The following is a 26,218-nucleotide window of genomic DNA, read 5'->3' as shown; positions in this document are numbered from 1 at the left end:
GGTTCACCTCCTGCGCAGCAGCCACGTGACGGAAGCGGCCAGGGCGCCCACCGCCAGCGCCGCCCTGCGCTCGTCCACCCACTGCTGCCAGCTGGACGCATGCGCCTGCGCATCGAAGCGGCCGTGCGCGCCGTGGTCGCCGGGGACCGGCTCCCACAGGTTGTCGCGCCGCCCCGGCGGGATCGGCTCGTCGGTGTGCTGCCCGTCCACCGCCGTGCGCCCGAGCATGCGGTCCAGCAATCCCGGCACCAGTTTCTGCCCCAGGATCGCCTGCACCGCCGGCCAGCCCACCCACAGTTCGCGGCGGCGGTGCGTCGCCGCGTAGTACACCGCGCGCGCCGCGATCTCCGGCTGGAAGATCCTGCCCATCGGCCGCGGCCGCCGGTGCAGGTTGGTGCGCCCCCATTCGAACTGCGGCGTGTTGAAGGCCGAGAGCTGCACCATGGTCACGTGGACCCGGCTGCGCGCGTGCACGAGCTCGCAGCGGACCGAATCCGTGAAGCCGCGCAGCGCCGCCTTGGCGCCGCAGTAGGGCGCCTGCAGCGGGATGGACCGGTAGGCGAGCGCGGAGCCGACCTGCACGATGGTGCCGCGGCCGCGCGGCCGCATGCGGCGCAGCGCGGCGAGCGTGCCCCATACCGCGCCGAGATAGGTCACTTCGGTCGCGCGGCGGAAGTCCTCCGGCGCGATGGACAGCGCGTCGGCGAAGATGGTGGCCATCGCGTCGTTCACCCACACGTCGATGGCACCCCACTGCGCCTCCACTTGCGCCGCGGCCGCCTCCACCTGCTGCGGATCGGCGACGTCCGTGGGGATCACCAGGGCCTCCGCGCCCAGCGCCTCCGCCTCGGCGCGTGCCGCGTCCAGCCCGTCGCGGCCGCGCGCGAGCAGCGCGACGCGCCAGCCGCGCCGCGCGAACTCGCGCGCCGTGGCGCGTCCGATGCCGGCGGACGCACCCGTGATGACGGCCACTCCCCGTGCGTGCTGCTTCATCGTGCCTCCTGCAGGTGCGGCGCGACTTGCTGCGGGTCCTGCGCGGGCGCGGGCAGGCGCGGCCGCTGCGTGGTGTCCAGCCCGCCCAGTGCCAGCAGGATGCACCACGTGGCCAGCGCCGTGGCGGCCACGATGCGCAGCAGCGCGCCGGCGCTCCACAGGCCCATGAACAGCGACACGACAATCGCCGACTTCAACATTGCGATGCCCGCGCCGATCAGCCCGTTCGCGGTTCCCAGCGGGATGTAGGCGCTGCCCAGGCTGGCGAGCATCAGGAGGATCAGCGCGGCCCAGGCCACCAGCAGGTGGCGCGCGCGGCGCCGGAATTGCGCGTCGTTCATGCGTGCCTCTCGACGAGGTAGAGGAAGGGATAGAGGAAGATCCACACGACGTCGACGAAGTGCCAGTACAGCGCGACCGCGTCGAGCCGCTCGGCGTCGGCCCACGCACGTCGCGCGCCGATGGCACGCGCGAACACGGCCACGGCCGCGATCCCGCACACGAGGTGCACGGCATGCAGCCCGGTCATGAAGAAGTACAGCATGAAGAACAACTGCGCGCCCGGCTCCCGCAGCGCGAACGCCGGCCCGGGAAACAGGTGCTCGCGCCACTCCATCGCGTACTCGCCGCCCTTGATCGCCAGGAAGACGAGGCCGAGCGACGCCGTTCCCCACAGCAGGCGCGCCGTCCAGCGGCGGTGCGCGTGGTGGCGCGCGCACGCGACGGCGAGCGCCACCAGCGCGCTGCTGGTGAGCAGCACCGCGGTGTTCAGCGTGCCCAGTACCACGTGCGTATGCCGGCTCGCGGCGCCGAAGCCGTGCGGCCAGTGCAGCCGGCCCGCGAGGTAGGCGGCCAGCAGCGCGCCGAAGAACAGCAGCTCGGAGGCGATGAACACCCACATTCCCAGCGTGCGGGGCGCGGTGCGATCGCCACCGAGCGGATGCGCCGCGGTGTTCATGCGGGCGTCCCGCGCGGCTGCGTCGGGTCGTAGTCGTACACGCGCTCCGGCGGCTGCGGCGGCGTGTCGAAGTTGTGCGTCGGCGGCGGCGAAGGCGTGTGCCACTCCAGCCCCTTCGCCTCGAAGGGGTTCGGCCCCGCCACGCGGCCGTGCCGCAAGGACCAGGCGAAGTAGAAGAGCGGCAGCAGGTAACCCAGCGCGAGCACCACCGCGCCGGCCGAGGAGAGCAGGTGCAGCACCTGGAACTCGGGCGGGTAGGTGTGGTAGCGCCGGGGCATGCCTTGCACGCCCAGGATGTACTGCGGGAAGAAGGTGAAGTTGAAGCCGAGGAACACCAGCACCGCGGCGATGCGGCCCCAGGTCTCGGGATACATGCGGCCGGTCGCCTTCGGCCACCAGAAGTGCAGCCCGCCGAAGTACGTCATCACGGCGCCGCCGACCATGATGTAGTGGAAATGGGAGACGACGAAGTAGGTGTCGGTCAGGTGCACGTCGAGGGACAGCGACGCGAGGAAGAGGCCGGTGAGGCCGCCGATGGTGAAGAGGCCGACGAAGCCCAGCGCGTACAGCATGGGCGCATCGAAGCGGATCGACCCCTTGTAGAGGGTGGCCGTCCAGTTGAACACCTTGATGCCCGACGGAATCGCGACGAGGAAGCTCAGGAGCGAGAACACCAGGCTCGCGGCTACCGACTGGCCGCTCACGAACATGTGGTGGCCCCACACGAGGAAGCCGATGCTGGCGATGCCGAGGATCGCGTAGGCCATGAAGCGGTAGCCGAAGATGCGCTGGCGCGCGAAGCAGGGGACGATCTCGCTCACGACGCCCATGGCCGGCAGCACCATGATGTAGACGGCCGGGTGCGAATAGAACCAGAAGAGATGCTGGAACAGCAGCGGGTCGCCGCCGTGCGCGGGGTCGAAGACTCCGATCTGCATCAGCCGCTCCGCGATCACCAGCAACGTCGTCATGGCCAGCACGGGCGTGGCCAGCACCAGCATCACGCTCGTCGCGTACAGCGCCCACACCAGCAGCGGCAGGCGGAACCAGCCCAGCCCCGGCGCGCGCTCGCGGTGCACGGTGACGATGAAGTTGAGGCCGGTGAGGATCGACGAGAAGCCGACGATGAACACGCCGGTGAGCGTCACCGTGACCCAGCTGTTGGAGAACATCGTGGAGTACGGCGTGTAGAAGGTCCAGCCGGTGTCCACGCCGCCGAGTGCGAGGGCCACCAGGATCACCAGCCCGCCCGCGCAGTACACGTACCAGGACAGCAGGTTGAGGCGCGGGTAGGCGAGGTCCCGGGCACCGATCATCAGCGGCACGAGGAAGTTGCCCAGCACCGCCGGGATGGACGGGATCAGGAACAGCCAGACCATGATGATCCCGTGCGCGGTGAACAGCTTGTTGTACGTGGTGTGCGACACGAGGTCGCCGGCCGGCGTGGCCAGCTCCAGCCGGATCAGCGTGGCGGCGGCGCCACCGACGAAGAAGAAGGCCGTGATCGCGATGGAGTAGAGGATCGCGATGCGCTTGTGGTCCGTGCTCGTGAGCCACGAGCGCAGCGTGTGGCCGTCGTCGAGGTAGCTCATGGCGCCGCCCCCGCTCGCAGGTAGGCGACCAGCGCCTGGATGTCCTCCTCGCTCACCTGGCCGGCGAAGGAAGGCATCACGGGCGCGAAGCCGGCGACGACGTCCTTGCGGGGCAGCAGGATGGAATCACGAACGTAGTTCTCGTCCGCGACGACCGTGCGGCCGTCCTGCAGGTGCACCTGCCGCCCGAGCAGGCCCGCGAGCGAGGGCGCGTGCACCGTGGAGCCGGCGGCATGGCAGCCGCTGCATCCGAGCTGGCGGAAGAGCGCGAAGCCGTACTGCGCGAGCGACGGCTCCTGCGGCCCGGACGCGAGCCAGCGCGCGTAGTCCGCCGGCGTCATCACCACGACGCGGCCGATCATGCGCGAGTGCTCCGTGCCGCAGTATTCCGCGCAGAACAGGTGGAACTCGCCCAGCTGCGTGGGCGTGAACCACAGGCCGGTGAAGCGGCCCGGCAGCACGTCCTGTTTCAGGCGGAAGGCGGGCACGTAGAAGCTGTGGATCGCGTCCTGCGAGCTCATGACGAGCCGCACGGGCTGGCCGAGCGGCACGTGGAGCTCGTTGATCTCGCGCCGGCCGTTGCGGTGCTGCAGCTTCCACATCCACTGCTTCGCGACGACATACACGGGAAGGGCGTCCTCGGGCGCCTGGTACAGCCGCACGAAGTCGTGGCCGGCCCAGACGAAGAGGCCGATGAACAGGGCGAGCGGCACCAGCGTCCAGCCCACCTCGAGCCCGAGCTTGCGGCCGACGAGTCCGCGCTCCACGCGCGCGCCCTGCCGGTACCGGATGCAGAAGACGACGATGGTGGCGCAAATCGCGAGGGCGATCGCACCGGTGAGCAGCAGCATGCCCGTGAAGAGCAGGTCGGTCCGGTCCGCGATGCTGGAGGCGCTCTGCTGCAGCAGGCGGAAGGTGGCGCTCAGGCGCGCGTCCGTGTCGTTCATCGCTGCCTCCGCCGCGACTGCCGCCAGGCGAGCGCCGCCCACAGGGCCAGCGCCGCGATGCCGGTCAGGCGCAGCGCCGCCATCACGGCGCCCGTGTGCCGGCCCCTACCTGGATCGAGGTGGCTGCACAGGAGCGCGAGCCGCTCGCTCCAGGTGCCGAGCCTTCCCTCCCTGGCCTGGACGAGGGCGTCACGCAGCTGCGGCGCGTCCAGGCCGACGCCGTTGAAGTAGCGGGCGACCCGGCCCTCCGGCGTGAGCAGGACCACCGTGGCCGGATGGGAGATGCCGTCGTCCCGCGGCGCGTAGCGCAAGCCGGCCGCGTCGGCGATGCGGTGCACGTCGTCCGGCGCGGCGACCAGCAGGTCCAGGCGCGGCAGGACGCCGCCGTCCTGCAGCCAGCGGGCGTAGGCGAGGTCCTGTTCACTCCGGCGGGCGGCATCTTCGGGGCCTTCGTCGGGCGCGAGGCTCAGGCCGACGATGCGCCATTGCGCAGCGGGGAGGCCGGTGCGGTGCAGCCCTTCCAGCAGGCTGTGCATGACCAGGCCGCACAGCTGCGGACAGCGGTAGTAGCCGAGCACCAGAAGCACCGGCGTGCGGGCGGCGAAGAAGTCGGAGAGGTGCGCCGCGTGGCCGCGCGCGTCGCGCACTTGCGTCGTCAAGGGGAGCGGCTTGCCGATACGCTGGTCCAGCGACACGCCGGCAGGCGAGGGGATGGGTTGCGCCGCGGCCGTGCCGAACGCGAGGAGCAGCGCGCCGGTCCAGGCCTTCATCGGGTGGCCTCCGCGCGTGGCGCCGAAGCGGCCAGGATGGCCATCGCATCCGCGATCGGGATGCGCGCGATCCCGCGCTGCGCATCCACCCACGCGGCGCTTTCGAGGATGCGCCGCTTTTCCTCGCGATAGGCCCGCAGGTCCTCTTGCGGCGCGCTCTGCACCACCGGGCCGGGGACGAGCACGGTCTCGCGCATGCGCACGCGGTCGGCGCCAGGGTCGGCGTTCCACAGGCGCAGCAGCAGGAACACGGCCACGACCACGAGCGCCACGACGGCGGCGATCGAGGCGCCGACCCACGCGATGGGCCGCACGGCGATCTCATCCCGCATGCGTCGCCTCCATGCCGGCGACGTGGCGCCGCAGCACGCTCCACAGCAGCAGCGCCGCGGCGAGGAACACCGCCGGAAACAGCCACCACCCGTGCCAGGTGTGCGGGTCGACCGAGGGCAGGACAATCCAGGTCGCATCCAGTGCGCTGGCGGCGAGCAGCAGTGCGGCCACGCGGCGCAGGCGCTGCGGCCGGTCCTTCACGGCGCGGAACAGCAGCAGCACGAAGGGAACCGCCAGTTGCAGCAGCGCCAGGGCCACCCCGACCGCGCTCCAGCCGGTCTGCAGGCGCGGCACGTACCAGGTGACTTCCGCCGGCAGGTTCTCGGCCCAGATGATCAGGAACTGCATGAAGGCGAGGTAGGCCCAGCTCATGACCCACATCAGCAGCAGGTTGCCGAGGTCGCGCGAGACCGGCACGCCCCCGGCGCTGCGCTGCCCGGGCGCACGCGCGAGCAGGGCGACCACCGCGGCGCCGGACAGGGCCTGCACGGACAGCACCACCAGCCCGAAGGCGGTGCTGAACCAGCGCGGCACGAGCGCCATCAGCAGGTCGACGGAAGCCAGGGAGGTGAGGAGCACGTGCAGCAGCAGCGCGGCGGCCGCCCGCCCCTTGCTCGCGAGGCTGGCCGGGCGGGTGATCCACCACCAGGCGAGCGCATAGACGGCAAGCCGTGCGAGCCAGAAGGGCGAGGACAGCCAGGTGCGGACGAAGGCCGGACGCGCGTAGTGCGCGAGCCAGGCGTCGCCGGACGCCCACGGATACAGCCACGCGTGACCGAGGGCGAGCGGCAGCATGGCGAGCAGCAACCAGGGCAGCGCCCGCCGCAGCAGCAAGGCGCTGGCCTGCACCGGCACGCCCCACGCGCCGCCGGACAGGCGGCTGGTCCACGCATTGGCGAAGCAGCCGAGCACGAGGCCCAGGCACCACCACCAGGCGGCGAGCCACGCGGCGAGCAGCAGGCGCGTCATCGCGGGCCTCCGGCCGGCCCGCCGCCGGGAAGCTTCGCGCGCACGGCGGGCGGCAGTTGCGCGACCGGTGCCTGCTGGCTGAACTGCAGCGCGCGGATGTACGCCACGATGGCCCAGCGGTCCTGCGGCGGCACGCGGTCCGCATAGGAATGCATGATCCCGTAGCCGTTGGTGATCACGTCGTGGAAGTGGCGGTCCGGTGCGTCGCGCAGGCGCTGCTCGTGGTAGCTGGGCGGATGCGGGAAGCCGCGCCGCACGACCGGCCCGTCGCCGTCGCCGACCGCGCCGTGGCAAGGCAGGCAGTAGATGCCGTAGCGCTCCTGGCCGCGGGCGAGCAGCGTGTCGGTGACCGCCGGCAGCGCCTGGCGTTCGGAGGCGACCTGCCAGGCGAGCGGGAGTTCGCGGCCCTTGCGGCCGCTGCTCGTCATCGCCAGCGTGCCGGCTGCGACCGGCACGCTTCCCGCGGGCGGCGGGCGCTCGCCGCGCCCGTCCGGGAACAGCGGGCTCGCTTCGCCCTGGTCCAGGCGCGGTTGCCGGTACATGTCGTGCATGGAGCGTTCGCAACCGGCCAGCGCCAGCACCGCGAGGAGGACGCAGGCGCATTTCATGGCGCCACCTCGATGCAGGCCAGGGGTTGCAGCGACTGCAGGAAGTCGCGCGTCTGCTGCGCATCGAAGGCGGGGTCGTCGCCGCGCAGGCACAGGAAGAAGCGGTTGCGCGTGGCGAGGTCGAAATCGCGCGAGGCGAAGAGCGGGTGGCGCAGCCGCGGAAGGCCGCTGGCGGCGAGGAAGGCCACGACCGCCGCGAGCGCGCCCCCGAGCACCGCCAGCTCGAAGGTGAGCGGGATGAACATGGGCCAGCTGTGCAAGGGCCGCCCGGCGATGTTCACGGGGTAGTCGACCACGGCCGAATACCACTGCATGAAGTAGCCGCCGGTGCCGCCCCCGAGGGCGCCGAGGAAGGTCCAGAAGGGTACCGGCGTGCGCGCGTAGCCGAGCGTCTCGGCCAGGCCTTCGACCGGGAAGGGCGAATAGGCCTCGACGTGCCGGTAGCCGGCGGCGCGCGCGCGCCGTGCCGCGGCCAGCAAGGCGTCGGCACCCGCGAACTCCGCCATCAGTGCCCAGGGTTTCATCGCGCGTCCTCCCGCACGCTCTCGCGGGCGAGCTCGCGCATCTCGGAGATCGAGATCGCCGGCAGCAGGCGGATGAACACCAGGAACAGCCACGCGAAGGCGCTGATCGAGCCGAGCAGCATGATCCAGTCCCAGACCGTGGGCACGAAGCGGCCCCAGGCCGAAGGCAGGAAATCGTGCGAGGTGCTCTGCACCACGATCACGACGCGCTCCATCCACATCCCGAGGTTGACCACGAGGCTGAGCGCGAACAGCGCGCCCGCGCTGCGCCGCACGCGGCGGAACCACAGCACCTGCGGCAGCAGCACGTTGATCGCGAGCATGGTCCAGTACACCGGCGCGTAGAACCCCGTCCAGCGGTCCACCGTCATTGCGATCTCGTAGGCGTCGCCGCTGTAGAAGGCCATGAAGGTCTCGCTCGCGTAGCCGTAGGCCACCAGCGCGCCGGTGGCGAGCATCACCTTGGCGGCGTGGTCCAGGTGCACGTCCGTGATGAAGTCGTACAGCCCGAAGGCGCGGCGCAGCGGGATCGCGAGCGTGAGCACCATCGCGAAGCCGGAGAACAGCGCACCCGCCACGAAGTAGGGCGGGAAGATGGTGGAGTGGTAGCCGGGCGTGTTGCCGATGGCGAAGTCCAGCGAGATGACCGAGTGCACCGACACCACCAGCGGCGTCGCGATGCCGGCCAGCAGCAGGTAGGCGGACTGGTGCCGCGCCCAATCGCGCGCCTCGCCGCGCCAGCCGAGCGCGAACAGGCCGTAGGCGGCCTGCTTCCAGCGCGCGTGCGCGCGGTCGCGCAAGGTCGCCAGGTCCGGGATCAGCCCCATGTACCAGAACAGGAAGGAAACGGTGATGTAGGTGGCGATGGCGAAGAAGTCCCACACGAGCGGGCTGCGCCACTGCGGCCACAGGTTCATGCGGTCGGGATAAGGGGCGAGCCAGTAGAAGAACCAGGGCCGCCCCAGGTGCAGGATGGGGAAGAGGCCCGCCATCGCGGCCGCGAACAGCGTCATCGCTTCGGCGAAGCGGTTGATGGAGGTGCGCCATTTCTGCCGCAGCAGCAGCAGGATCGCGGAGATGAAGGTGCCGGCGTGGCCGATGCCGATCCACCACACGCAGTTGGCGATCGCGAAGCCCCAGCCCACCGGGATGTTCACGCCCCAGATGCCCACGCCGGTGAGGAACAGGTAGGTCATCGCGCCGAGCAGCACCAGCGTGCCCACGAAGGTGCCGAGGAAAGCGGCGAGCCAGGGCCAGCGCAGCGGCCGGGTCAGGACGGCGTCGCTGATCTTGTCGCCGATGCTCGCGTAGCCCCAACCCGCGCGCAGCACGCCGATGTCGCGGGAGACGATGGGGGGCTCGGCCATCGCTCAGGTCCTGCGGGCCAGGTAGGTCGTGCGCGGCCGGGTGTCGAGCTCCTCCAGCAGCACGTAATGGCGTGGCGATGCGCGCAGCCGCAGCACCTCGCTCGCGGGATCGCGCAGGTCGCCGAAGTGGATGGCCTGCGTGGGGCAGACGGCCTGGCAGGCGGTGACCACGTCGCCGTCGGCCAGCGGCACGCCTTGCGCCTGCGCGTGCTGGCGCGCGCGGGCGATGCGGTGCAGGCAGTAGGTGCACTTCTCCATCACGCCGCGGTTGCGCACGGTGACCTCGGGGTTGCGCTGGCCCTTGAGGGACTCGGTCTGCGCGTCGGTGTACTGCAGGAAGTTGAAGCGCCGCACCTTGTACGGGCAGTTGTTGGAGCAGAAGCGCGTGCCGATGCACCGGTTGTAGACCTGCACGTTGAGGCCCTCGTCGTCGTGCATCGTGGCGCCCACGGGGCACACGAGTTCGCACGGCGCCTTCTCGCAGTGCATGCAGGGCACGGGCTGGAAGATGCTGCCGCCGGGCAGCGCACTGTCGTAGCGGTCCACCCGGATCCAGTGCATCTCGTGGCCGCGCGCGACCTCCTCCTTGCCGACCACGGGGATGTTGTTCTCCGCCTGGCAGGCGATGGTGCAGGCGTTGCAGCCGATGCAGGCATCGAGGTCGATCACCATGGCCCAGGCATGGTCGGGCGATGCGTAGCCGGGATAGAGCGACGGCACCGGGTGGGGCGGGCCGGGGCGTCTCGCGTTCGCGGACTGGCTGCGCGCCGGTTCGCGGCCCGACGGGTCCTGCGTGTTCTGCGTGAGGGCGAAGGCGTGGCCGCCGCCGGGCAGCTTCTGCAAGCGCACGGCGGCATCCACGTCGCGCAAGGGGCGGACGCGATAGGCATCGAAGCCGACGCCGTTGCCGACGCGTCCCGCCGCGCGCCGGCCGTAGCCCAGGGGCAGCGTGACCACGCCTTCGGCATGCAGGGCGCCGACCCACACCGGCGCATCCACGTGCGCGCCGAAGGCCGACACGCGCACGCGGTCGCCGGTGGCGAGGCCCGCGGCGTCGGCCGTGCGCGGGCCGAGGAAGGCCGCGTTGTCCCAGGTGTGCTTCGTGAAGGGGCGCGGCAGTTCCTGCAGCCAGGCGTTGTTCGCGTGGCGACCGTCGAGGACGGAAGGGTCGGGGCGGAACACCGCGGCGAGCTCGCCGTCGGGCACGCGCGCGCGTTCCCGCTGCCGGGGCGCCGGGGCGGCGGGGGTTGCGATCGGCGCAGGCGCGCTGTCCCGCACGACCCCCGCCCCCAAGCTCTCGCGCCAGCGTTCGTCGAACGCATCGCCCCACGCCGCGCGCCAGGTCGCCTGCACGAGCGCGTGGCCCTCGCGCGCGTCTTCGCCGGCGAGCAGCGCCACGATCTCGTGCAGTGCGCGCGTGTCGTACAGCGGCGCGATGGCTGGCTGCAGCAGCGTGGCGGTGCCGTCGTGCGCGAGGGCGTCGCTCCATTGCTCGAAGGCATGCGACACGGGCAGGTGCCAGGCGCTCGCGCGCGCCGTCTCGTCGCGATACGTCGCGGCGTGCACAGTGAACCGCACCTGCTCCAGGGCCTGCGTGAAGGCAAGCGCGCCGGGCGCGTCGTAGACGGGATTGGCGTCGAGCATCACGAGCGTGTCGACGGCACCCGCCAGCATGGCGTCCACCAGCTCGCGCAAGGTGCCCGCCTCCGGCGCCCAGGCGAGGGGGGGCAGCCACGACAAGGTGCGGCTGGTCGCGCCCGCGCGGTCGTGCATCGCGTGCACCGCGGCATGGCTGGCAGCATCCAGTCCGGGGCCGGGCAGCAGGAGCAGGTCCGGGCCCGCTGCGCGCATCGCCTGCAGCAGCTCGCCCTCGAACGCGGAGTCCGGCGCGTCCGCGGCCAGGCGCTGTACCAGCGCATCGATCTCGCGCGGCGCCAGCGCGATGCGCCGGTCGGCCCGCCCGCCGAACAGGCCCGGTGCGACTTCCACGGCGAACAGCACGGGCGTGCGCCCTTCGCGACGCAGGCGTGCCCAGTCGGCGGCGTGCCGCACGCAGGCCGCGCCTTCCGAGAACGGATCGCCGCCGAGCGCGACCACGCAGCGCGCCCGGTCGAACCGCGCCACCGGGTGCGCGGGCGTGCCGAACGCGGACAGGGTCCACTCGGTCGCAGTCGCGTCCGCCAGGGCCGCGTGCTGGTGCCAGCGCGCCTGCGGCAGGGCGTGCAGCCATCGCGCGAGCTGCGCGCGCAGCGTCGGCGAGGTGAGCGGCCCGCTCAGGATGCGCAGGCCGGCGCCGCGCTGCGCCTGCAGCCGCCCTGCGAGCGGACGCCATGCAGATTCGAACGCCGGCCAGCTCGAGAGGCCTGCGGCCTGCGTCGCATTCGGCGTGCCGACCGGCGCGAGACGCTGCACCACCGCCTGCGAGCGGTCCGGGTCCCACAGCTGCAACACCGCCGCCTGCCCGAAGGGGTCCGTCGCGCCCAGGGACGAAGGATGCGCCGGATTGCCTTCCACCTTGATGGGCCTCCCGAGTTGCGTGCCCACCAGCACGCCTTGCGCGAAGCCGTCGCGCAGCACGGCGCTGGCGTAGTACACGGGGTCGCTCGCCCCGCGCGCCTCGGGCATGTCGACCCACGGCAGGATCCGTCCGCGTTCCGGCGGGCTGCAGCCGGCGCTCGCGAGGGCGGCCGAAGCGGCCATCCACGCCATGGCGCGGCGGCGCGTGATCGCGCCCGGTACCGCGCGGTGGAACACGAGGGATTGCGGCGTGGTGTCCATGGCGTCAGCGGTGGCAGGTGGAGCAGTCGGTCAGCCGCCGCGTGCTCTCCAGTTGCATCAGGCGGGCGAGGTCCTGTGCCTGCCGTTCGGACACCCGCGGCGGCGGCATGGCGAAGACCTGGTCGCGCGGGTGGAGGTGCGGTGCCGGATCGCGATGGCAGGCGATGCACCACTGCATCTGCAGCGGCTGGGCGCGCCACGTGAGCGGCATTTGGTCGATGCGGCCGTGGCACTCGTGGCAGGCGACACCCTTGGCGACGTGCACGCCGTGGTCGAAGAAGACGAAGTCCGGCAGCGTGTGCACCCGCCGCCAGGGGATGGGCTGGCCCGTCCGCGCGCTTTCGCGCAGGGGCTCCAGTACGGCGGCCTGCGTGTACAGCTGCGAATGGCAGGTGAGGCAGATGCTGGAACCGGGCAGGCCGGCGTGGCGGCTCGTTTCCACCTGCGTGTGGCAGTAGCGGCAGTCGATGCCGTCGTCGCCCACGTGGTGCTTGTGGCTGAAGGGGATGGGCTGCGCGACCGGTTCGCCGATCGCCTGGTAGCTGCTCTCCCGCCAGACGCCGTAGGCCACCAGCGCGGGGAAGGAGAGGAAGAGCGCGAGCACGCCGAGCTTGATCCCCAGCTCGACGCGGCGGCTGAACACCTGGTCGCGCTCACTGCTGGCCATGCTCCGCTCCAGGCACGGCGGACACCGGCTCGATGAAGATGCGGCGCAGCGTGGGGAAGCGCGCGCGGATCGCGGCTTCGATGCGCTTGATCGCGGCCCCCACGTCCTCCACGGGCTGGTCGGCCGCGAAGGCCACGTCGAAGGTCACCAGCGCCTCCTCGGGACCGATGTACATGGAGAGCACGCGCCCCACCTGTTCGACGCCGCGTTCCCCACGCGCGATCTGGACGATGGCCTGCACCGTCTCCGGCCGGATGCCTTCGCCCACCAGCAGGCCGCGCGACTCGCGGATCAGCAGCACGGCCACCCCCGCGAGCAGCAGCCCGATCACGATCGACGCGGCGCCGTCGAGGCGCGGCATGTCCAGCGCATGGCTGCAGAACACGCCGATCGCCGCGACCGCGAGCCCCAGCAGGGCGGCGCCGTCTTCCGCGAGCACCGTGTACACCGCGGGGTTCTTGCTGCCGCGCAGTGCCTGCCAGAACGGCCGGCTGCCGCGTTCGCGCGCGAATGCGTGCCAGGCGATGCCGAAGCTGATGCCTTCGAACACGGCGGCGGCGCCGAGCACGACGTAGCTCCAGTGCGCGCCCTCCAGCGGATGCGGGTCGCGCACGTGCAGCACGCCTTCGTAGAACGAAACGCCGCCGCCCACCCCGAAGATCAGGACCGCGACGATCAGGCTCCAGAAGTACAGCTCCTTGCCGTAGCCGAACGGGTGCTGGGCCGAAGGCGCCTGCCGGCTGCGGTGCTCGCCCACGAGCAGCAGCACGCTGTTGCCCGTGTCGACCAGCGAGTGGACGCCTTCGGAGAGCATCGCCGAGCTGCCGGTCACGGCCGCGACGACGAACTTCGTCGTGGCGATCGCGACGTTGGCGGCCATGGCGCCGTACAAGGCGGTGCGGGACTCCGCCATCACGCTGCTCCCGCGCGTGCGACGCCCATGGCCTGGCCCAGCGCCAGGGCGGCGGTGATCAGGCCGACGTGGCTGAACGCCTGCGGGAAGTTGCCCATGGGCGTGCCGTTTTCCACGCGGAATTCCTCCGCGTAGAGCCCCACGTGGTTGCGCAGCGAGAGCAGCCGCTCGTACATGCGCAGCGCCTCGTCGACGCGACCCTGCCGCACCAAACAGTCCACCGCCCAGAAGTTGCAGATGGCGAACAGGTGCTCTTCGCCCGAAACGCCGTCGTAGCCCTGGTCGGGCGGATAGCGGTACAGCAGGCCCTTGACCGACAGCTCGCGGAAGATGCGCTGCACCGTGCCGAGCACGCGCGGGTCGCGCGCCGGCAGGTAGCCCAGGCGCGGAATGAGCAGCAGGCTCGCATCCGCCCACTGGGTGCCGTACACGCCGACGTAGCTGTCCAGCGAGGCGTCGAAGCCGCTCGCGTCGATGTCGGCGCGCAGCAGCTCGCGTTCGCGCGCGACATGCGCGCGGTCGAGGGGCACGCCGTGCCGGTCGTGCAGCCAGAGCGCGCGGTCCAGCCCCGCCCAGCACATCAGCTTGGAATGCGTGTTGTGCCGCGGAGGCAGGCGGACTTCCCAGATGCCCTGGTCCGGCTGGCGCCAGATTGCGCAGATCCGGTGCGCGAGGCGCGCGAGCAGCTGCTTCTCGCCCGGATCGAGCATGCCGCCGGCGCGTGCGTGCTCGCAGGCGGTCAGCAGCACCTCGCCGTACACGTCGTGCTGCACCTGGCCCGACGCCGCATTGCCGATGCGCACCGGCCCGATGCCGTGGTACCCCGCGAGGCTTCCCACGACGTGCTCCGCCAGCAGGGGTTCGCCGTGCACGTCGTAGACGACCTGCAGGCGGTCGCCCGTGCTGCGGGTCGCGTGCAGCAGCCAGCGCAGGAACGCGTCGCTCTCGCCCACGTAGCCGAGATCGACGAAGGCGTGCAGCACCAGCGAGGTGTCGCGCAGCCAGCAGTAGCGGTAGTCCCAGTTGCGGCGGCCGTCGGGGCCTTCCGGGATGGACGTGGTGGCGGCGGCGACGACTGCGCCGCTCGGACGATAGGTGAGCAGCTTCAGGGTGAGCGCGCTGCGCACCACGTCCCCTGCATGCGGACCGCGGTAGGTGCACCGGCCGCACCAGGCGCGCCACCAGGCGAGGGTGCTTGCCAGGCGCTCCTCCACATCGGTGGCCAGGGCGGCGACGTTGATGCGCGTTGCCGCCGGGGCCTGGATGAGGCTCACGTGCCGCTCGCCCTCGCGCATGCGCGAGGAAGCGACGAGGTCCTGCCCTTCGGCACGGAACGGCAGCGTGGAACAGAAGGAGAGGCTGAAGCCGTCCGCGTCGCAGCGCCATGCCTGCGGGTGCAGCGCCCGCCACGCGACCTGCCGCGCCGCATAGGCAGGACGGGGCTGCAACCGGCCGGCGAGCTCGACTTCGCCGCCCGTGCAGCGCAGGGACCGGATCAGTTGTTGCGGGACGCGCTCGTCCGAGGATGCGCCTGCCTCGGCGACCGGCATGAAGTCGAGCGCCTCGACGGTTCCACCTGCACACGTGTAGGTCGTGCGCAGAACGTTGCTGCCGGGTTCGTACTGCTGCTGCGGGACGGACAGCAGAGTGTGGGCGGGTGGCGCGAGCAGGTAGTGGCCGCCACGCTCCGCGTCGAGCAGCGCGCCGAACACCGAAGGCGCGGAGAAGACGGGAGTGCAGAACCAGTCGATGCTGCCGTGCCGCGAGACGAGCGCAAGGGACCGGCAGTCCCCGATGGCGGCATGGTCTCCGATGCTCGGTGGTCCCAAGGACACGCGATCTCCCCGGCGCCCGCGACCGGCGGAAGATGCCCGCCGCGGATTCCTGTTGGATGTATTTGTCGCGAATGTATCACCGACGCGGTTTGTTGTGTGACGGAGTCTTCAGCCCTTTTCCGGACTCGACGGCACCACGCCTTCCTGGCGCCGCTCCTGCTCGATCTCCTTGCTGAGGAAGTAGTTCAGCGCAGTCCGGATCACCGCGATGGCCGCGAGCTTGCCGATGCGCTCCCAGGTGGGTGCGACCGAGGTGGAGAGGATGTCCGCGGCGAGCTGCAGTTCGAGCGCGAGCGTGAGGTAGCGCGCGAACGCGAGCCGGATCGGCGTGAAGCTGCGGCCACGCTCGTGCAAGGCATGGCGCGCGAGGCCTGCGATGGCGAGCAGCACGCCCACGGCGATGACCAGCGCGCCCAGGGTCTCCACCCCCAGGCGCAACCATTCGACGCCGGCGCGCACGCCCTCTTCGAAGCTGGCGAACATCGTTCAGCGCCAGCCGGGCAGCGCGCTCGGGAACGTGCCGCCGGTGGGACCGGGCGGCCCGATCACGGGCGACTCGTGCAGCTTGCCCGTTTCCTCCTCGATCGGCCGCTTCGAACCCAGCGGGATGCCGCGTGCGGCGAGCACGCTCGGGAAGGTGCCGCCCATCACGCCGTCGTCGCCCTTCGGGCCGAGCACGGGCGAGTCGCCGATCCTGCCGGCGTGCTCGATCACGGGCAGGTCCTGGGGCACGAACCCTTCGCCTTGACGCCCGGGCGGAATCGCGCTGGGGAAGGTGCCGCCCATGACGCCGTTGGGCGAGGGTGGCCCGAGCACGGGCGACTTCGGGACGGGATCGGCGCGGCCGGCGCCGGCGGCGTGCACGGCGGCGCTTGCGGCCAGCAGCACGGACAGGAAGAGGTGTTTCGAGGCAGGCATGGCGTCGTCCTTGCATGGAGCTGCCACCATGCTCGGAGTGCTGGCGCGTCCGGGGCATAGGCCTGCGCCGACGCGCCCTGTATGGATTTGGCCCAAATGCATCTTGCCGCCGTCGAGGCGTCCCGGCCTCGGCGGTGGCGCGCGCAAGGTCGGACCCGCGCGTGCGCGCGCTGACGCAGAATCGTCGCGATGGAAGGACCGCCGCGCCCGCACGACATGAGCTACCCCGGCAAGGTGCTGGTGACCATCGCCCTGCTGGCGCTGGCCCTCGCCGCCTGGCACCTGCGCCACCTGTTCCTGCTGGTCTTCGCAGGCCTGCTCGTCGCCACGGTGCTGGTCGCGCTGGCCGGGCGCGTGCGGCGGCTCACCCACCTGTCCCACCGGCTGGCGGTGATCGTCTGCGTGATCCTCGCGTGCGCGCTGCTGGCCGCGTTGGGCTGGTTCGTCGGTGGCGTGCTCGTCGCGCAGGCGGGCGAACTGGCGTCGCGGCTGCCCGGCGCGCTCGCGGCCGCGCGGGCGTGGCTGGAGACGAGCCCGGTCGGCCCCTACGTGGTGCAGCTCTGGGACGACGTGCGCGCGCACGACGTCTCGTGGTCGCGCGTGGCCGGCGCTGCGGGGCTGACGCTGGGCATCGCGGGCGACACGCTGCTGGTGTTGCTCGTGGGGGTCTTCATCGCGGCCGAGCCGCAGCTGTACCGGCAAGGCCTGCTGCGCCTGCTGCCGACGGCGCATCGTCGCGCGGTCGGCGACGCGCTGGACTGCTGTGGCGGCGGGCTGCGCGGCTGGCTCAAGGGCCAGGCGCTCTCGATGACCTTCGTCGGCCTCGCCACCGGCGTCGGGCTGTCGCTCCTCGGCGTGCCGCTCGCGCTGGTGCTCGGCATCGTCGCGGCGATGCTCGATTTCGTTCCCTTCTTCGGACCGATCGTCTCCGGCGGCCTCGCGGTGCTGCTCTCGCTTTCCGAAGGCCCGCAGGTGGCGATGCAGGTTGCCATCCTGGTCCTCGCGATCCAGCAGGTGGAGGGGAACCTGGTGGTGCCGCTCGTGCAGCGCCACACCGTGCACCTGCCGCCCGCGGTCGGCGTGGTGAGCGTGGTGGTCGCGGCCGGCCTGTTCGGACTCACTGGCGTGCTCCTCGCGACGCCGCTGGCCGTCGTGGCCATGCTGCTCGTCAAGGCGCTGTACGTGGAGGCAGCGCTCGAAGGCGCACCCGCGCGCCGGTGAGCCCGCAGCGGTGCAGCCCACTGGCGCCCCGTTGCGGCTTGGCCTACAGTGCTTCCCCTCCACTTCGAGGAGTTGCACATGCCGATCCGCACCGCAACGCTGAGCAAGAAGATCGCGAGCAACGGCCAGGCGCTGCACCGCGCCATGGCGCGCCGGATGGAAGCCGCCGCCGGTGACGAGCCCTCCGAGGCCGAAGCCGCCCTGCTCGAGGAGCGCCGCCAGCTGAAGGAGGAGCGGGAGAAGCGCCACGCGCAGGCGCAGCTGCCGCGGCCGACCGCCCTCGACCGCCTGGTGCGCACCCACCACGCCCAGCCGAAGGAAAGGCCGAAGGCGGAGAAGGACGCGCACGCCAAGGACGTGAAGAAGCCCAAGGCCCGTCGCTCGCGTGCGGAGAAGCACGCGGAGCAGGCAGCGGCCGAGGCCGCGCGCCGGTCACCGAAGCCGAAGGCGACGAAGTAGCGGCCGGCCGGGCGGGCGCGCTACCCCAACCGGGGATGGCCGCGCCGCGCACCGCATCCCATACTCCCCGCATTCCCGGGGAGGTGGCGCATGACGATCCAGTGTCCGCGGTGCCAGGCGGCGAGCCCCGATGGCAACCGGTTCTGCGGGGCGTGCGGGTTCGGGCTGCAGCCCGAGGCCGCGACCGTGCGCGAGTACGTCGATGGCGCGATGCGCCAGCAGGTCGAGGCGGCGGTGGCGGCGCGCTTCAAGGACCAGAAGCTGCTGGAGGTGGAGACGGCGCAGGCCATCGCCGCGCGCCTGACCGACTGGGCGAAGCTGTTCGGCTTCTTCGTCGGCGTGCCCGCGGCCCTCGTGCTGCTGGTGCTCGCCATCCTGGGCATCAAGACCTACTCGGACTTCACCTCGCAGGTGCAGCGGGCGCAGGCGGAGGTCACGAAGAAGCTGGAAACCGCGGGCAGCAGCGCGGAGAAGCTGAAGGGCGACAGCGAGAAGCTCGCGCTCGAATACGACAAGCTGAGTGCGCGGCTGCGCGACACGACCGCCATCGCCGCGCAACTGGATTCGCTGACCAGGCGCGTGGACCAGATCGGCGAGAAGGTAGGGATCTCCCCCACGTCCAACGTTTCCGCGTCGCAGAAGGCGCAGATCCAGGCGGCGTTCACGGGCTACCAGCAGTACCTGGGCGAACTCGGGTACGGCCAGACGAAGGAACGCGTGGAGCTCGACGTGCGCGGCGACCTGTTGCAGAAGCAGGGGGCCGTGGCCTACTACGAGCCGGACAAGCGCCGGATGGTGATCGACAGCAAGTACGTCACGGAGCCGATCGTGCTCTACCGCGAGTACATGCACCACGTGCTGATGGGCGGCAGGAAGCTCGGGAATTCCCCGGAGCATTACGCCCTGGAATCCGGCATCGCCTGGTACCTGCCGTGCAGCTTCGTGGGGCGGGCGGAGACGCCGGCGGTGTCGGCCTGGAAGCTGACGAACCAGCGCCGGTTCAGCGAAATCCGCCCGGGGCACGAGTCGGCGCTCGTCGACGGCACGGAGATCTGGGGCGCTGCCTTCTGGGAGATCCGCCAGATCCTCGGGCAGCGCGCCGCGGACAAGCTGATCCTGGATGCATGGTTCAGGCTGCGCCCGGCGGTGCCGCCGCGCGAGCTCGCCGCGACGTTCGCGAAACTGCTCTCGCAGGATGGCACGCACGCGGCGGCCATCCGCGAGATCTTCAGCCGGCGGGGCGTGGCGGTCTAGGCGTCAGCAGCCGTTGCGGCAGCGGAACTGCTGCGCACCCGCCACCTTGAAAGGCGCCAGGCGCGAACGGGGCATGTGCTGGCCGCACAGGAAGCAGCTCATGGTGCCTCCGTACGGACCGGGGAAGTCGGTGCCGACGCTCTTGGACTCGTACCGCAGTCCGTCCGGTCGCACCTTGGTCTTGACCTCGTCCTTCATGCGGCGGGCCTACTTGGGCTCTGCCACGGGCGGCTGCACGGGCGCGTTCTGCGGAGCGGCCTTGCGCTGCTCCTTCTCCTGCTTCTTGCGCTTCTTCTCCAGCTCGCGCTGCCGCTTCTCGAACGCGTAATTCGGTTTGGCCACGGTGTCCTCCGGTTGCACAGGCTGCGCAGGGCCTGTCGGTTGCTCGCCACTGCTTTCACCAGGGCTTCGGCGCGTTCCTCGTCCCATGCTACCCCATGGGCGGGGAGAGGGTCTTTCCGCAACCGTTAAGGAAAACGCTTAATTCAACCTGACGGAATCGACAGGCATTTCACGGGGCGGAGGAATTTTCGGTTGCTACTGCCGGGCTCGGGTCGTAACTTCATGTTACCAACCCGAAGGAGAGAACCGTGTCACGTGCCTCCCTGCTGCCTGCCTTGCTGGCCGGCGTCCTCGCACTCGGCGCCCATGCCCAGGGCGCACCCAACGTGCGGATCGGCCTCATCGTGCCGCTGTCCGGCGGTTCCTCCGACATGGGCAACAGCGCGCGCGTCGGCGCGCAGGTGGCCGTCAACGAGATCAACGAGGTGGGCGGCTACCTCGGCCGCAAGCTGGAACTGGTGATCCGCGACGACCAGGCCGACAACGACACCGGCCTGAAGCACGCGCAGGAGCTCGTGACGCGCGAGAAGGTCGTGGCCACCGTGGGCTTCTGCAACACGGGCGTGGCGATGAAGGCGCTGGACGTGTTCCAGGCGAACAAGAGCGTGCTGATGGTGCCCTGCGCCACGGGCACGGCGATCACCGCGAAGTACCCGCCGGCCGAGAGCTACATCTTCCGCACCTCGGCACGCGACCAGCTGCAGACGCAGTTCCTCGTCGACGAGATCGTCAAGCGCGGGCTGCGCAGCGTCGCCCTGCTGGTCGACGCTTCCGGCTACGGCGACGCCGGGCTGAAGGACCTGGAGGCGGCGCTGCAGCGCGCGGGGCTCAAGCCCTCGGCGGTCGTGCGCTTCAAGGTGGGCGTGAAGAACCTCGAGGAGGAAATGAAGCAGCTGCGCGACTCCGGCGCCGATGCGCTCATCGGCTGGACTGTCGGCCCGGAGCAGGGCGTCATCTCCGCGGCGCGGGCGGCGATCGGCTGGAAGGTGCCGCAGTTCGGGCCCTGGGGCCTGTCGCACGCGTCCGCGTACGCCGTGTCGCAGGGCCGGGTGGACGGCGGCTACATGGTGCAGACGGTGCTGCCGAACATCTTCCTGGAGCGCAACTCCACCTTCCTGCGCAACTACGCCAAGCTGAGCAAGGAGGCGCCCATCGGCTCGATGATGTCCGCCGCCCAGACCTACGACAGCATCCACCTGCTGCTGCGCGCCATGTTCGACTCCAAGGGCGACCTCAGTGGCCCGGCGCTGAAGCGCGCGCTGGAGAACCCGTCGAACATCTACCGCGGCGTGGTCACGACCTACGACCGCGCGTTCTCGCCGACCGACCACGATGCGATTTCGGGGAACATGCTGTGGCTCGGCACGTGGCGCGGCGGCGAGCGTGGCTACGCGTACAAGGAAGACGAGCGTCGCGCGAGCATCATCCGCCGCAAGGAAGTGGTCTCGACCAAGTGAGCGGCCGCCGAAAGACTGTATAGAATGACAGTACTGCGGGCGGACTCCTGTTCCTCGCGGTTGCCAACTTCAGGCCACGGTGCGGTTGCGCCGTGGCCTTTTCTTTGGCGTCAGGACAGCAGCCCCCGATCGGCCAGCCCTTTTCGCACGTCGGCCGGACTGCGCACCAGCACCGCCTGCAGGCCGAGCGCGCGGGCGGCTTCCACGTTCGGCGCGAGGTCGTCGAACAGCAGCACCTCCCCCGCCGGCAACCCGATCGCCTGCAGCACGTGCGCGAAGCTCTCCGGCTGCGGCTTGCGGTGGCCGATCTCGTGCGAGGTGAAGACGTGGTCGAAGCGGTCGAGGAAGCCGGGGAAGGCGCGCCGCATGTGCAGCACGTGGGCGGGGTTCGTGTTGCTGATCGCGTAGCAGGGCACGCGGCCGCGCAGGGCCTGCAGCAGCGAGACGGTCTCGGTGATCTCGCCGATCAGGATGGCGTTGAAGCCGGCTTCCACCTGGGAGAGCTCGCAGTCCAGGTCCAGCGCCTGGCGCAGGTGGGCGAAGTAAGCGGCGTCGTCCAGGCGCCCCGTCTCGTGGTGGCGGAAGGGCTCGTCGAACGCGAAGCGTTCGCGCACCTGCTGCGGCGGCAGGCGCGAGTGCCGCGTCCAGGCGGCGACGGCACGGCCGAAGTCGATGTCCAGCAGCACGCCGCCCAGGTCGAACAGCACGGCGCGCACGGGCGCGGAAGTCTCTTGCATGCCGGGATTGTCCGCCGGCGGCGGCGCACATCGGCCAAGGCTCAGGCGCCTGGCGCCGGGAGCCACGCGAACGCCTTGATCTCTTCGAGGAACAGCCGCGCGGCGGGCGTCCGCACGCGGCCGCGCACGTCCACGGCCAGCACGTCGCGCTGCACGGCGGGTTCCACCAGCGGGCGCTGGTGCAGGTCGCGCGAACGGATGGAGTACGCCGGCATGAACGCGAAGCCCAGGCCCGCCTGCACCATCGCCTCGACCCAGTCCTCCCGCTCGCTGCGGAAAGTGGCGTAGAGGTTGATGCCGGCGTCGCGCGACAGCGCCATCACCGCCTCGCGCATCTCGCAGGACAGCCGGTCCACGTAGGCTTCCCCGTCGACGTCCGCCAGGCGGATCTGCGGCAGCCGCCCCAGCACGTGGCCGGCAGGCAGCACGACCACATAGGGTTCCGCATAGAGCGTCTCGTAGCGGAAGGCTTCGGCGATCGGCTGCGCGCCGCTCAGCAGCGCGAAGTCCAGTTCGCCCCGCTCCAGCTTGTCCAGCAAGGCCACCGGTGTGCCGTCCTCCACGGTGATCTCCACGCCGGGCTGGCGGCGGTGGAAGACGGAGAGGAAGGATGCGATGCGCGTCGGGCCGATCGTGGTCTGCAGGCCCAGTCGCAGCGGCGCCTGCCGCAGCAGCTTGAAGTTCTCCGCGAGGCTGCGCGCGCTCTGCGCGCCGACGACCGCCTGCTCCAGCGCGGGCTGGATCAGGCGGCCCAGCGCGGTCAGCACGAGCCGCTTGCCTTCGCGGTGGAACAGTTCGCCGCCGACTTCCTCCTCCAGCTTCCTCACCGCCTGCGTGAGCGCGGGCTGCGACACGTCGCAGTCCTCGGCGGCGCGCGAGAAGCTGCCGTGCCGCTGCACGGCGAGGAAGTAGCGGATCTGCTGCAGTTCCATGCGATGCACGGTAGCAGCGCGCTCGCGCGCCGGTCAAGGCGGCGCGCTTATGGATCCATAAGCGCGCGACCCTTCCGCGCGCCGCGGCCCGCGACCATCATGGCGCTCCCTTCACCCACAGGAGTCGCGTCATGGAAGTCTTCATGGTCGAGCGTTCGCTCAAGGGCATTCCGATGGACCAGCTCGCCGCCGCGCAGCAGCGGGCGATCCGCACCGCCGCGGAGATGACCGCCGCAGGCACGCCCATCCACTACCTGCGCACGACCTTCGTCCCCGAGGACGGCCGCTGCATGTGCCTGTTCGAAAGCGGCAGCTGCGAGAGCGTCGAGGCGCTGAACCGCAAGGCGCAGATCCCCTTCGACCGGGTGCGCCCCGCGCTCGACCTGCGGCCGTAGGGTGGCACTACACGGCGATCACGATCTTTCCGAGGTGCGCATCGGCTTCCATGCGTGCGCGCGCGGCCGGCACGTCGTCGAAGGAAAAACGGCGGTCGATCAGCGGGCGCAGCTTGCCGGAAGCCACCAGGGGCAGCATGTCCTGCACGAAGCGCTGCGTGCCTTCGGCCTTCTGCGCGGGGCTCGTCATCTTCTGCGACACGCCGAAGAGCACGAGCCGCTTCGCGTGCAGCGCCTGCAGGTCGATCTCGGCCTGCAGCACCTTGTCGACGTAGCCGACGGTGGCGAGCCGGCCTTCGAAGGCGAGGCAGCGCACGCACTCGGCGAACACGGAACCGCCCACGTTGTTGACGACGAGGTTCACGCCGGCGCCGCCGGTGGCATCCATCACCTGGGCGTGGAAGTCGGGCCGGCGCGTGCAGAGGCCGACGTCGAGTCCCTGCGCGCGCAGCTTCTCCAGCTTCTCGCGCGAGCCGGAGGTGCCGATCACCCTGGCGCCGATCGCCTTTGCGATCTGCAGCGCTGCAACGCCCACGCCCGCGCTCACGCCCGTCACCAGCAGCCAGCCGCCCGCCTGCAGGCCGCCCTGCAGCAACAGCATGTCGTGCGCCACCATGTACGTGGTGGGCAGGCCGCCCGCTTCTTCCCACGAGAGGTTCGCGGGGACGGCCATCGCTTGCGCTTCGTCCGCGAGCACCTGTTCCGCGAGCGCGCCGGGGAAGCGGCCCATCACGCGGTCGCCTGCGCGGAAGCGCGTGACCTCGCTGCCAACCTGCACCACCTCGCCGGCGCCCTCGATGCCCATCGCCTTGCTGCTGCCGGCCTTGACCAGCCCGCCGACGATGAACTCGCCCCGGTTCAGGCCGGCCGCGCGCACGCGCACCAGCATCTGGCGCGGGCCGGGCTGCGGCACCGGCGTTTCGCGCAGTTCGAGCCGGGCGTCGGTGTCGCCCACGTTCATCCACCAGGCACGCATCCATGTCCCCCTGAATTCCGGGTTGCGGTCGAGGCCGGCATTGTCCTCCAGGATTTCCGCGAGCATCCGCTTGCGGCGCTTCACGCGGGGGCGGGCTGGCCCAGAAGTGCGAGCGGCGGCGCGTCGCGCACCAGCAGCACGCTGCAGGGCGCCTCGGCGGCGATGCGCGCGGGCACCGTCGGGATCCACCGCTGCAGCGCCAGGCCGTGCGTGGCCGCGCCCAGCACCATCAGGCTGACGTGGTTCGCGCGCGCATAGGCGAGCAGGGCGCCGGCGACATCCTCCGCCTGCAGCACCTGGAAAGACACCTGGTGGCCGTGCAGGTCCAGGCCGCGCGCCCATTGCCGCAGCTGCTCGCCGTGGTGGCGGTGCAGCGCCGCTTCGTCGTCCTGGATCCCGGGCGCCACGACCGTCACGCAGGCGAGGCGCGCGCCGGGCCGGATGCCGAGCGAGCGCTTCACCGCCTGGCGCAGCGCGTAGAGCCCCGCGTCCGTCGTCTCGTGGTGCGGCACGGCGGCCATGACGATGGGCACTTCGCCGACGCGTTCGCTGGGCTGCGGACTGGGCTGGTACTGCAGGCCGGCGGCGCGGATCCAGCGCCGCAGCTGCTGCGTCCACGGCGTGCGCGTGGTGCGCTGGCCGCGCGTGCCCACGTCCACCTCCTCGGGATGCGCGAGGTCGAATGCCAGGTGCGCGGCCGACGGCGGCCGCTGCGCCGCTTCCGGCTCGAGGCAGTGCAGGATCACCTCCTGCAGCCAGGGCGGACACGCCGGCTGCAGCGCGCGTGGCGGCGCCGGGTCCATCCACAGCCGCTGGCGCAGGCCGCCCTGCGTGACGGGCTCGCCGAAGGGAAGCTCGCCGGTCGCGAGCTCGTACAGCATCGCGCCGATCGCGAACAGGTCGCTGCGCGGGTCGCCGCGCACGCCGACCACCTGCTCCGGCGCCATCCACGCGGGCGAGCCGATCGCGGGCCGCATCTCCGCCGCGAGCAGGTCGGGATAGTGCGCATGCCAGCTCAGGCCGAAGTCGATCAGCACGCAGCGGCCGTCGGCGCGCAGGAGCACGTTGGCCGGCTTGAGGTCCTGGTGCACGGCGTTCTGCTGGTGCAGGCTGTGCACGGCGAGCGCGACCGCGCGGCCCCAGCGCGCGATGGCTTCCGGTGCGGGCCGCTGGCGCGCCGCCGCGGCTTCGTCGAGGAGGGATTGCAGCGTGCGGCCTTCCACGTATTCCATGACGAGGAAGGGCAGGCGGGCCAGGTCGCCGGCCGCGACGAAGCGCGGCACGTGCGGGCCTTCGAGCACCTGCAGCATCTGCTGCTCCACCTCGAAGCCGACGAGGTTCTCCGCGCCTTCGCCGCCGCCCATGCGCGGCACCTTCATCACCATGGGGAAGCCCGGGTCCGGGCGGCCGCCGTCGTAGGTGACGCGGTACAGCTCCGCCATCGCGCCGGCGTGCACGCGCGGGCCGACCACGAAGCCGTCCACCACCGAGCCTGCCTGCAGCCGCGTCATCGTCCCCGCTCCAGTCTTCGCGCGAAAGCCTCCGGCAGTCCCGCCGCGCGGATCGCCGCGGCAGCCCCCGCATGGTCGTACGGTACGCGGTGGAAGGCGAGGCGGCCCTGCGCCACGTCAAGCAGCGCGTACATGGCGCGCGCGTCGCCGTCGCGCGGCTGGCCGGCGGAGCCCACCAGCGCCACCCACCCGCGGTGGGCAGCGAGTGGCACGGGCACGCCGGGGACGGGCGTGAAGGCCTGCAGCCGGCCGTCCGCGCCGCCGTAATAGAGCTGCTGTTCGTGCACGTGGCCGCAGAACACCTGGCGTACGCCGTGGGTGGCCTGCGCTGCGTCCAGGCAGCGCTGCGCGAGCGCGGGACGGTCCACGTATTCCCAGCGTGCGGGCTCGTGCGCGCTGGCGTGCACGAGGAGCGCGTCGCCCACGCGTGCCGTGAGCGGGAGCGCAGCGAGCCAGTCGCGATGCGCCGGCGCGAGCTGCGCATGCGTCCAGCGCGACGAGACTTCCTCCGCGGTCCGGTCCCCGGCTGGCGGACGGCAGGCGGCTTCGTCGTGGTTCCCTTGCAGGACGACGGCGCCCTCGTCCCGCAGCGCCATCACTTCCCGCAGCACCGCCACCGGTTCCGGCCCGTAGCCCACGCTGTCGCCCAGCACCGCGAAGCGGGTGGCGCCGGCCTGCCGCGCGTGCGCGAGGCAGGCGCGCAGGGCGCGCAGGTTGGCGTGCAGGTCGGACAGCAGGGCCAGCTTCACCGCGCCATGATGG

Annotated in this window: 29 protein-coding genes; 5 read left to right on the top strand and 24 right to left on the bottom strand. The window is 71.5% G+C overall.

Translation table 11 applies throughout. From position 1 onward, the window contains the following. Nucleotides 1-3: 3 nt before the first annotated feature. From H8N03_RS14000 to H8N03_RS13920, 17 genes are all read right to left on the bottom strand, one after another. A complete protein-coding gene (locus tag H8N03_RS14000) occupies nucleotides 4-993 on the bottom strand; it encodes an SDR family oxidoreductase (protein ID WP_187076798.1) in 990 nt (329 codons plus the stop codon). Further along, nucleotides 990-1,334 carry a cytochrome C oxidase subunit IV family protein gene (locus H8N03_RS13995; protein WP_187076797.1) on the bottom strand — a complete coding sequence of 115 codons (345 nt, stop codon included), beginning with the start codon at nucleotides 1,332-1,334 and terminating at the stop codon, nucleotides 990-992. Before H8N03_RS13995 ends, H8N03_RS14000 begins: the two co-directional genes overlap by 4 nt. Further along, nucleotides 1,331-1,951 (bottom strand): cytochrome c oxidase subunit 3, encoded by a 621-nt coding sequence (locus H8N03_RS13990; protein WP_187076796.1) that lies wholly within the window; start codon nucleotides 1,949-1,951, stop codon nucleotides 1,331-1,333. Before H8N03_RS13990 ends, H8N03_RS13995 begins: the two co-directional genes overlap by 4 nt. Beyond that, nucleotides 1,948-3,543, bottom strand: a complete 1,596-nt coding sequence (ctaD, locus tag H8N03_RS13985; protein ID WP_187076795.1) for a cytochrome c oxidase subunit I — start codon at nucleotides 3,541-3,543, stop codon at nucleotides 1,948-1,950. The genes H8N03_RS13990 and ctaD overlap by 4 nt, the downstream gene beginning before the upstream one ends. Further along, nucleotides 3,540-4,490 (bottom strand): cytochrome c oxidase subunit II, encoded by a 951-nt coding sequence (gene coxB, locus H8N03_RS13980; RefSeq protein ID WP_187076794.1) that lies wholly within the window; start codon nucleotides 4,488-4,490, stop codon nucleotides 3,540-3,542. Before coxB ends, ctaD begins: the two co-directional genes overlap by 4 nt. Then, nucleotides 4,487-5,260: a thioredoxin domain-containing protein gene (locus H8N03_RS13975; RefSeq protein ID WP_187076793.1), complete on the bottom strand. Its 774-nt coding sequence runs from the start codon at nucleotides 5,258-5,260 to the stop codon at nucleotides 4,487-4,489. Before H8N03_RS13975 ends, coxB begins: the two co-directional genes overlap by 4 nt. Beyond that, a complete protein-coding gene (locus tag H8N03_RS13970; protein WP_187076792.1) occupies nucleotides 5,257-5,592 on the bottom strand; it encodes a hypothetical protein in 336 nt (111 codons plus the stop codon). The genes H8N03_RS13975 and H8N03_RS13970 overlap by 4 nt, the downstream gene beginning before the upstream one ends. Next, nucleotides 5,582-6,562 carry a hypothetical protein gene (locus H8N03_RS13965; protein WP_187076791.1) on the bottom strand — a complete coding sequence of 327 codons (981 nt, stop codon included), beginning with the start codon at nucleotides 6,560-6,562 and terminating at the stop codon, nucleotides 5,582-5,584. Before H8N03_RS13965 ends, H8N03_RS13970 begins: the two co-directional genes overlap by 11 nt. After that, a complete protein-coding gene (locus H8N03_RS13960; RefSeq protein WP_187076790.1) occupies nucleotides 6,559-7,170 on the bottom strand; it encodes a c-type cytochrome in 612 nt (203 codons plus the stop codon). The genes H8N03_RS13965 and H8N03_RS13960 overlap by 4 nt, the downstream gene beginning before the upstream one ends. Next, a complete protein-coding gene (locus H8N03_RS13955) occupies nucleotides 7,167-7,694 on the bottom strand; it encodes a DUF3341 domain-containing protein (protein ID WP_222622981.1) in 528 nt (175 codons plus the stop codon). The genes H8N03_RS13960 and H8N03_RS13955 overlap by 4 nt, the downstream gene beginning before the upstream one ends. Continuing rightward, on the bottom strand, nucleotides 7,691-9,061 hold the full coding sequence (nrfD, locus tag H8N03_RS13950) for an NrfD/PsrC family molybdoenzyme membrane anchor subunit (RefSeq protein ID WP_187076789.1): 1,371 nt from the start codon (nucleotides 9,059-9,061) through the stop codon (nucleotides 7,691-7,693). The genes H8N03_RS13955 and nrfD overlap by 4 nt, the downstream gene beginning before the upstream one ends. Before the next feature lie 3 nt (nucleotides 9,062-9,064). Continuing rightward, entirely contained in the window at nucleotides 9,065-11,839 is a 2,775-nt protein-coding gene (locus H8N03_RS13945; protein WP_187076788.1) for a 4Fe-4S dicluster domain-containing protein, read from the bottom strand. Between the two features lie 4 nt (nucleotides 11,840-11,843). After that, entirely contained in the window at nucleotides 11,844-12,506 is a 663-nt protein-coding gene (locus H8N03_RS13940) for a cytochrome c3 family protein (RefSeq protein WP_187076787.1), read from the bottom strand. Next, on the bottom strand, nucleotides 12,493-13,419 hold the full coding sequence (locus H8N03_RS13935) for a cation diffusion facilitator family transporter (RefSeq protein ID WP_187076786.1): 927 nt from the start codon (nucleotides 13,417-13,419) through the stop codon (nucleotides 12,493-12,495). Before H8N03_RS13935 ends, H8N03_RS13940 begins: the two co-directional genes overlap by 14 nt. After that, the gene (locus H8N03_RS13930) at nucleotides 13,419-15,254 is read right to left on the bottom strand and encodes a glycoside hydrolase family 15 protein (RefSeq protein WP_187076785.1); all 1,836 of its coding nucleotides are present in this window, start codon (nucleotides 15,252-15,254) and stop codon (nucleotides 13,419-13,421) included. The genes H8N03_RS13935 and H8N03_RS13930 overlap by 1 nt, the downstream gene beginning before the upstream one ends. A gap of 108 nt (nucleotides 15,255-15,362) precedes the next feature. Continuing rightward, nucleotides 15,363-15,737, bottom strand: a complete 375-nt coding sequence (locus tag H8N03_RS13925) for a DUF1622 domain-containing protein (RefSeq protein WP_187076784.1) — start codon at nucleotides 15,735-15,737, stop codon at nucleotides 15,363-15,365. 3 nt (nucleotides 15,738-15,740) lie between these two features. After that, on the bottom strand, nucleotides 15,741-16,172 hold the full coding sequence (locus H8N03_RS13920; protein ID WP_187076783.1) for a hypothetical protein: 432 nt from the start codon (nucleotides 16,170-16,172) through the stop codon (nucleotides 15,741-15,743). Between the two features lie 189 nt (nucleotides 16,173-16,361). On the opposite strand from H8N03_RS13920, the gene H8N03_RS13915 reads away from it, so the two are divergent. From H8N03_RS13915 to H8N03_RS13905, 3 genes are all read left to right on the top strand, one after another. Then, on the top strand, nucleotides 16,362-17,393 hold the full coding sequence (locus H8N03_RS13915; protein WP_187076782.1) for an AI-2E family transporter: 1,032 nt from the start codon (nucleotides 16,362-16,364) through the stop codon (nucleotides 17,391-17,393). 78 nt (nucleotides 17,394-17,471) lie between these two features. Further along, nucleotides 17,472-17,852: a hypothetical protein gene (locus H8N03_RS13910; RefSeq protein WP_187076781.1), complete on the top strand. Its 381-nt coding sequence runs from the start codon at nucleotides 17,472-17,474 to the stop codon at nucleotides 17,850-17,852. Nucleotides 17,853-17,942: 90 nt separating this feature from the next. After that, the gene (locus H8N03_RS13905) at nucleotides 17,943-19,106 is read left to right on the top strand and encodes a zinc ribbon domain-containing protein (protein ID WP_187076780.1); all 1,164 of its coding nucleotides are present in this window, start codon (nucleotides 17,943-17,945) and stop codon (nucleotides 19,104-19,106) included. A 3-nt stretch (nucleotides 19,107-19,109) separates the two neighbouring features. Here H8N03_RS13905 and H8N03_RS13900 read toward each other — a convergent pair whose 3' ends face one another. Further along, entirely contained in the window at nucleotides 19,110-19,304 is a 195-nt protein-coding gene (locus H8N03_RS13900; protein WP_187076779.1) for a hypothetical protein, read from the bottom strand. A 9-nt stretch (nucleotides 19,305-19,313) separates the two neighbouring features. Next, nucleotides 19,314-19,448: a hypothetical protein gene (locus tag H8N03_RS26345; RefSeq protein WP_354005124.1), complete on the bottom strand. Its 135-nt coding sequence runs from the start codon at nucleotides 19,446-19,448 to the stop codon at nucleotides 19,314-19,316. 248 nt (nucleotides 19,449-19,696) lie between these two features. On the opposite strand from H8N03_RS26345, the gene H8N03_RS13895 reads away from it, so the two are divergent. Beyond that, on the top strand, nucleotides 19,697-20,905 hold the full coding sequence (locus tag H8N03_RS13895) for an ABC transporter substrate-binding protein (RefSeq protein WP_187076778.1): 1,209 nt from the start codon (nucleotides 19,697-19,699) through the stop codon (nucleotides 20,903-20,905). A gap of 110 nt (nucleotides 20,906-21,015) precedes the next feature. Here H8N03_RS13895 and H8N03_RS13890 read toward each other — a convergent pair whose 3' ends face one another. Both H8N03_RS13890 and H8N03_RS13885 read right to left on the bottom strand, forming a co-directional pair. Further along, entirely contained in the window at nucleotides 21,016-21,642 is a 627-nt protein-coding gene (locus tag H8N03_RS13890; RefSeq protein ID WP_187076777.1) for an HAD family hydrolase, read from the bottom strand. Nucleotides 21,643-21,683: 41 nt separating this feature from the next. After that, nucleotides 21,684-22,574: a LysR family transcriptional regulator gene (locus H8N03_RS13885; protein ID WP_187076776.1), complete on the bottom strand. Its 891-nt coding sequence runs from the start codon at nucleotides 22,572-22,574 to the stop codon at nucleotides 21,684-21,686. Between the two features lie 131 nt (nucleotides 22,575-22,705). Between H8N03_RS13885 and H8N03_RS13880 the strand changes: the two genes are divergently transcribed. Beyond that, a complete protein-coding gene (locus H8N03_RS13880; protein WP_187076775.1) occupies nucleotides 22,706-22,969 on the top strand; it encodes a DUF4242 domain-containing protein in 264 nt (87 codons plus the stop codon). Nucleotides 22,970-22,976: 7 nt separating this feature from the next. On the opposite strand, the gene H8N03_RS13875 is transcribed toward H8N03_RS13880, so the two are convergent. The 3 genes from H8N03_RS13875 to H8N03_RS13865 are packed head-to-tail and all read right to left on the bottom strand — an operon-like array spanning nucleotide 22,977 to nucleotide 26,205. Further along, on the bottom strand, nucleotides 22,977-24,029 hold the full coding sequence (locus tag H8N03_RS13875; RefSeq protein ID WP_354005123.1) for a zinc-binding dehydrogenase: 1,053 nt from the start codon (nucleotides 24,027-24,029) through the stop codon (nucleotides 22,977-22,979). Next, nucleotides 24,026-25,456: a serine/threonine protein kinase gene (locus H8N03_RS13870; RefSeq protein ID WP_187076774.1), complete on the bottom strand. Its 1,431-nt coding sequence runs from the start codon at nucleotides 25,454-25,456 to the stop codon at nucleotides 24,026-24,028. Before H8N03_RS13870 ends, H8N03_RS13875 begins: the two co-directional genes overlap by 4 nt. After that, nucleotides 25,453-26,205: a metallophosphoesterase family protein gene (locus H8N03_RS13865; RefSeq protein WP_187076773.1), complete on the bottom strand. Its 753-nt coding sequence runs from the start codon at nucleotides 26,203-26,205 to the stop codon at nucleotides 25,453-25,455. The genes H8N03_RS13870 and H8N03_RS13865 overlap by 4 nt, the downstream gene beginning before the upstream one ends. Between the last annotated feature and the right edge of the window lie 13 nt (nucleotides 26,206-26,218).

The sequence above is a fragment of the Ramlibacter cellulosilyticus genome, assembly GCF_014297465.1.
GTDB lineage: Bacteria > Pseudomonadota > Gammaproteobacteria > Burkholderiales > Burkholderiaceae_C > Ramlibacter > Ramlibacter cellulosilyticus.
Note: the sequence above shows the minus strand (reverse complement) of the source record. Positions and strands in the feature narration are given on the sequence as shown.

What these genes read in the sequence shown, in the direction of transcription:
- H8N03_RS14000 (WP_187076798.1), bottom strand. Translation starts at nt 993, where the DNA reads ATGAAGCAGCACGCACGGGGAGTGGCCGTCATCACGGGTGCGTCCGCC.
- H8N03_RS13995 (WP_187076797.1), bottom strand. Translation starts at nt 1,334, where the DNA reads ATGAACGACGCGCAATTCCGGCGCCGCGCGCGCCACCTGCTGGTGGCC.
- H8N03_RS13990 (WP_187076796.1), bottom strand. Translation starts at nt 1,951, where the DNA reads ATGAACACCGCGGCGCATCCGCTCGGTGGCGATCGCACCGCGCCCCGC.
- ctaD (WP_187076795.1), bottom strand. Translation starts at nt 3,543, where the DNA reads ATGAGCTACCTCGACGACGGCCACACGCTGCGCTCGTGGCTCACGAGC.
- coxB (WP_187076794.1), bottom strand. Translation starts at nt 4,490, where the DNA reads ATGAACGACACGGACGCGCGCCTGAGCGCCACCTTCCGCCTGCTGCAG.
- H8N03_RS13975 (WP_187076793.1), bottom strand. Translation starts at nt 5,260, where the DNA reads ATGAAGGCCTGGACCGGCGCGCTGCTCCTCGCGTTCGGCACGGCCGCG.
- H8N03_RS13970 (WP_187076792.1), bottom strand. Translation starts at nt 5,592, where the DNA reads ATGCGGGATGAGATCGCCGTGCGGCCCATCGCGTGGGTCGGCGCCTCG.
- H8N03_RS13965 (WP_187076791.1), bottom strand. Translation starts at nt 6,562, where the DNA reads ATGACGCGCCTGCTGCTCGCCGCGTGGCTCGCCGCCTGGTGGTGGTGC.
- H8N03_RS13960 (WP_187076790.1), bottom strand. Translation starts at nt 7,170, where the DNA reads ATGAAATGCGCCTGCGTCCTCCTCGCGGTGCTGGCGCTGGCCGGTTGC.
- H8N03_RS13955 (WP_222622981.1), bottom strand. Translation starts at nt 7,694, where the DNA reads ATGAAACCCTGGGCACTGATGGCGGAGTTCGCGGGTGCCGACGCCTTG.
- nrfD (WP_187076789.1), bottom strand. Translation starts at nt 9,061, where the DNA reads ATGGCCGAGCCCCCCATCGTCTCCCGCGACATCGGCGTGCTGCGCGCG.
- H8N03_RS13945 (WP_187076788.1), bottom strand. Translation starts at nt 11,839, where the DNA reads ATGGACACCACGCCGCAATCCCTCGTGTTCCACCGCGCGGTACCGGGC.
- H8N03_RS13940 (WP_187076787.1), bottom strand. Translation starts at nt 12,506, where the DNA reads ATGGCCAGCAGTGAGCGCGACCAGGTGTTCAGCCGCCGCGTCGAGCTG.
- H8N03_RS13935 (WP_187076786.1), bottom strand. Translation starts at nt 13,419, where the DNA reads ATGGCGGAGTCCCGCACCGCCTTGTACGGCGCCATGGCCGCCAACGTC.
- H8N03_RS13925 (WP_187076784.1), bottom strand. Translation starts at nt 15,737, where the DNA reads ATGTTCGCCAGCTTCGAAGAGGGCGTGCGCGCCGGCGTCGAATGGTTG.
- H8N03_RS13920 (WP_187076783.1), bottom strand. Translation starts at nt 16,172, where the DNA reads ATGCCTGCCTCGAAACACCTCTTCCTGTCCGTGCTGCTGGCCGCAAGC.
- H8N03_RS13915 (WP_187076782.1), top strand. Translation starts at nt 16,362, where the DNA reads ATGGAAGGACCGCCGCGCCCGCACGACATGAGCTACCCCGGCAAGGTG.
- H8N03_RS13910 (WP_187076781.1), top strand. Translation starts at nt 17,472, where the DNA reads ATGCCGATCCGCACCGCAACGCTGAGCAAGAAGATCGCGAGCAACGGC.
- H8N03_RS13905 (WP_187076780.1), top strand. Translation starts at nt 17,943, where the DNA reads ATGACGATCCAGTGTCCGCGGTGCCAGGCGGCGAGCCCCGATGGCAAC.
- H8N03_RS13900 (WP_187076779.1), bottom strand. Translation starts at nt 19,304, where the DNA reads ATGAAGGACGAGGTCAAGACCAAGGTGCGACCGGACGGACTGCGGTAC.
- H8N03_RS13890 (WP_187076777.1), bottom strand. Translation starts at nt 21,642, where the DNA reads ATGCAAGAGACTTCCGCGCCCGTGCGCGCCGTGCTGTTCGACCTGGGC.
- H8N03_RS13885 (WP_187076776.1), bottom strand. Translation starts at nt 22,574, where the DNA reads ATGGAACTGCAGCAGATCCGCTACTTCCTCGCCGTGCAGCGGCACGGC.
- H8N03_RS13880 (WP_187076775.1), top strand. Translation starts at nt 22,706, where the DNA reads ATGGAAGTCTTCATGGTCGAGCGTTCGCTCAAGGGCATTCCGATGGAC.
- H8N03_RS13870 (WP_187076774.1), bottom strand. Translation starts at nt 25,456, where the DNA reads ATGACGCGGCTGCAGGCAGGCTCGGTGGTGGACGGCTTCGTGGTCGGC.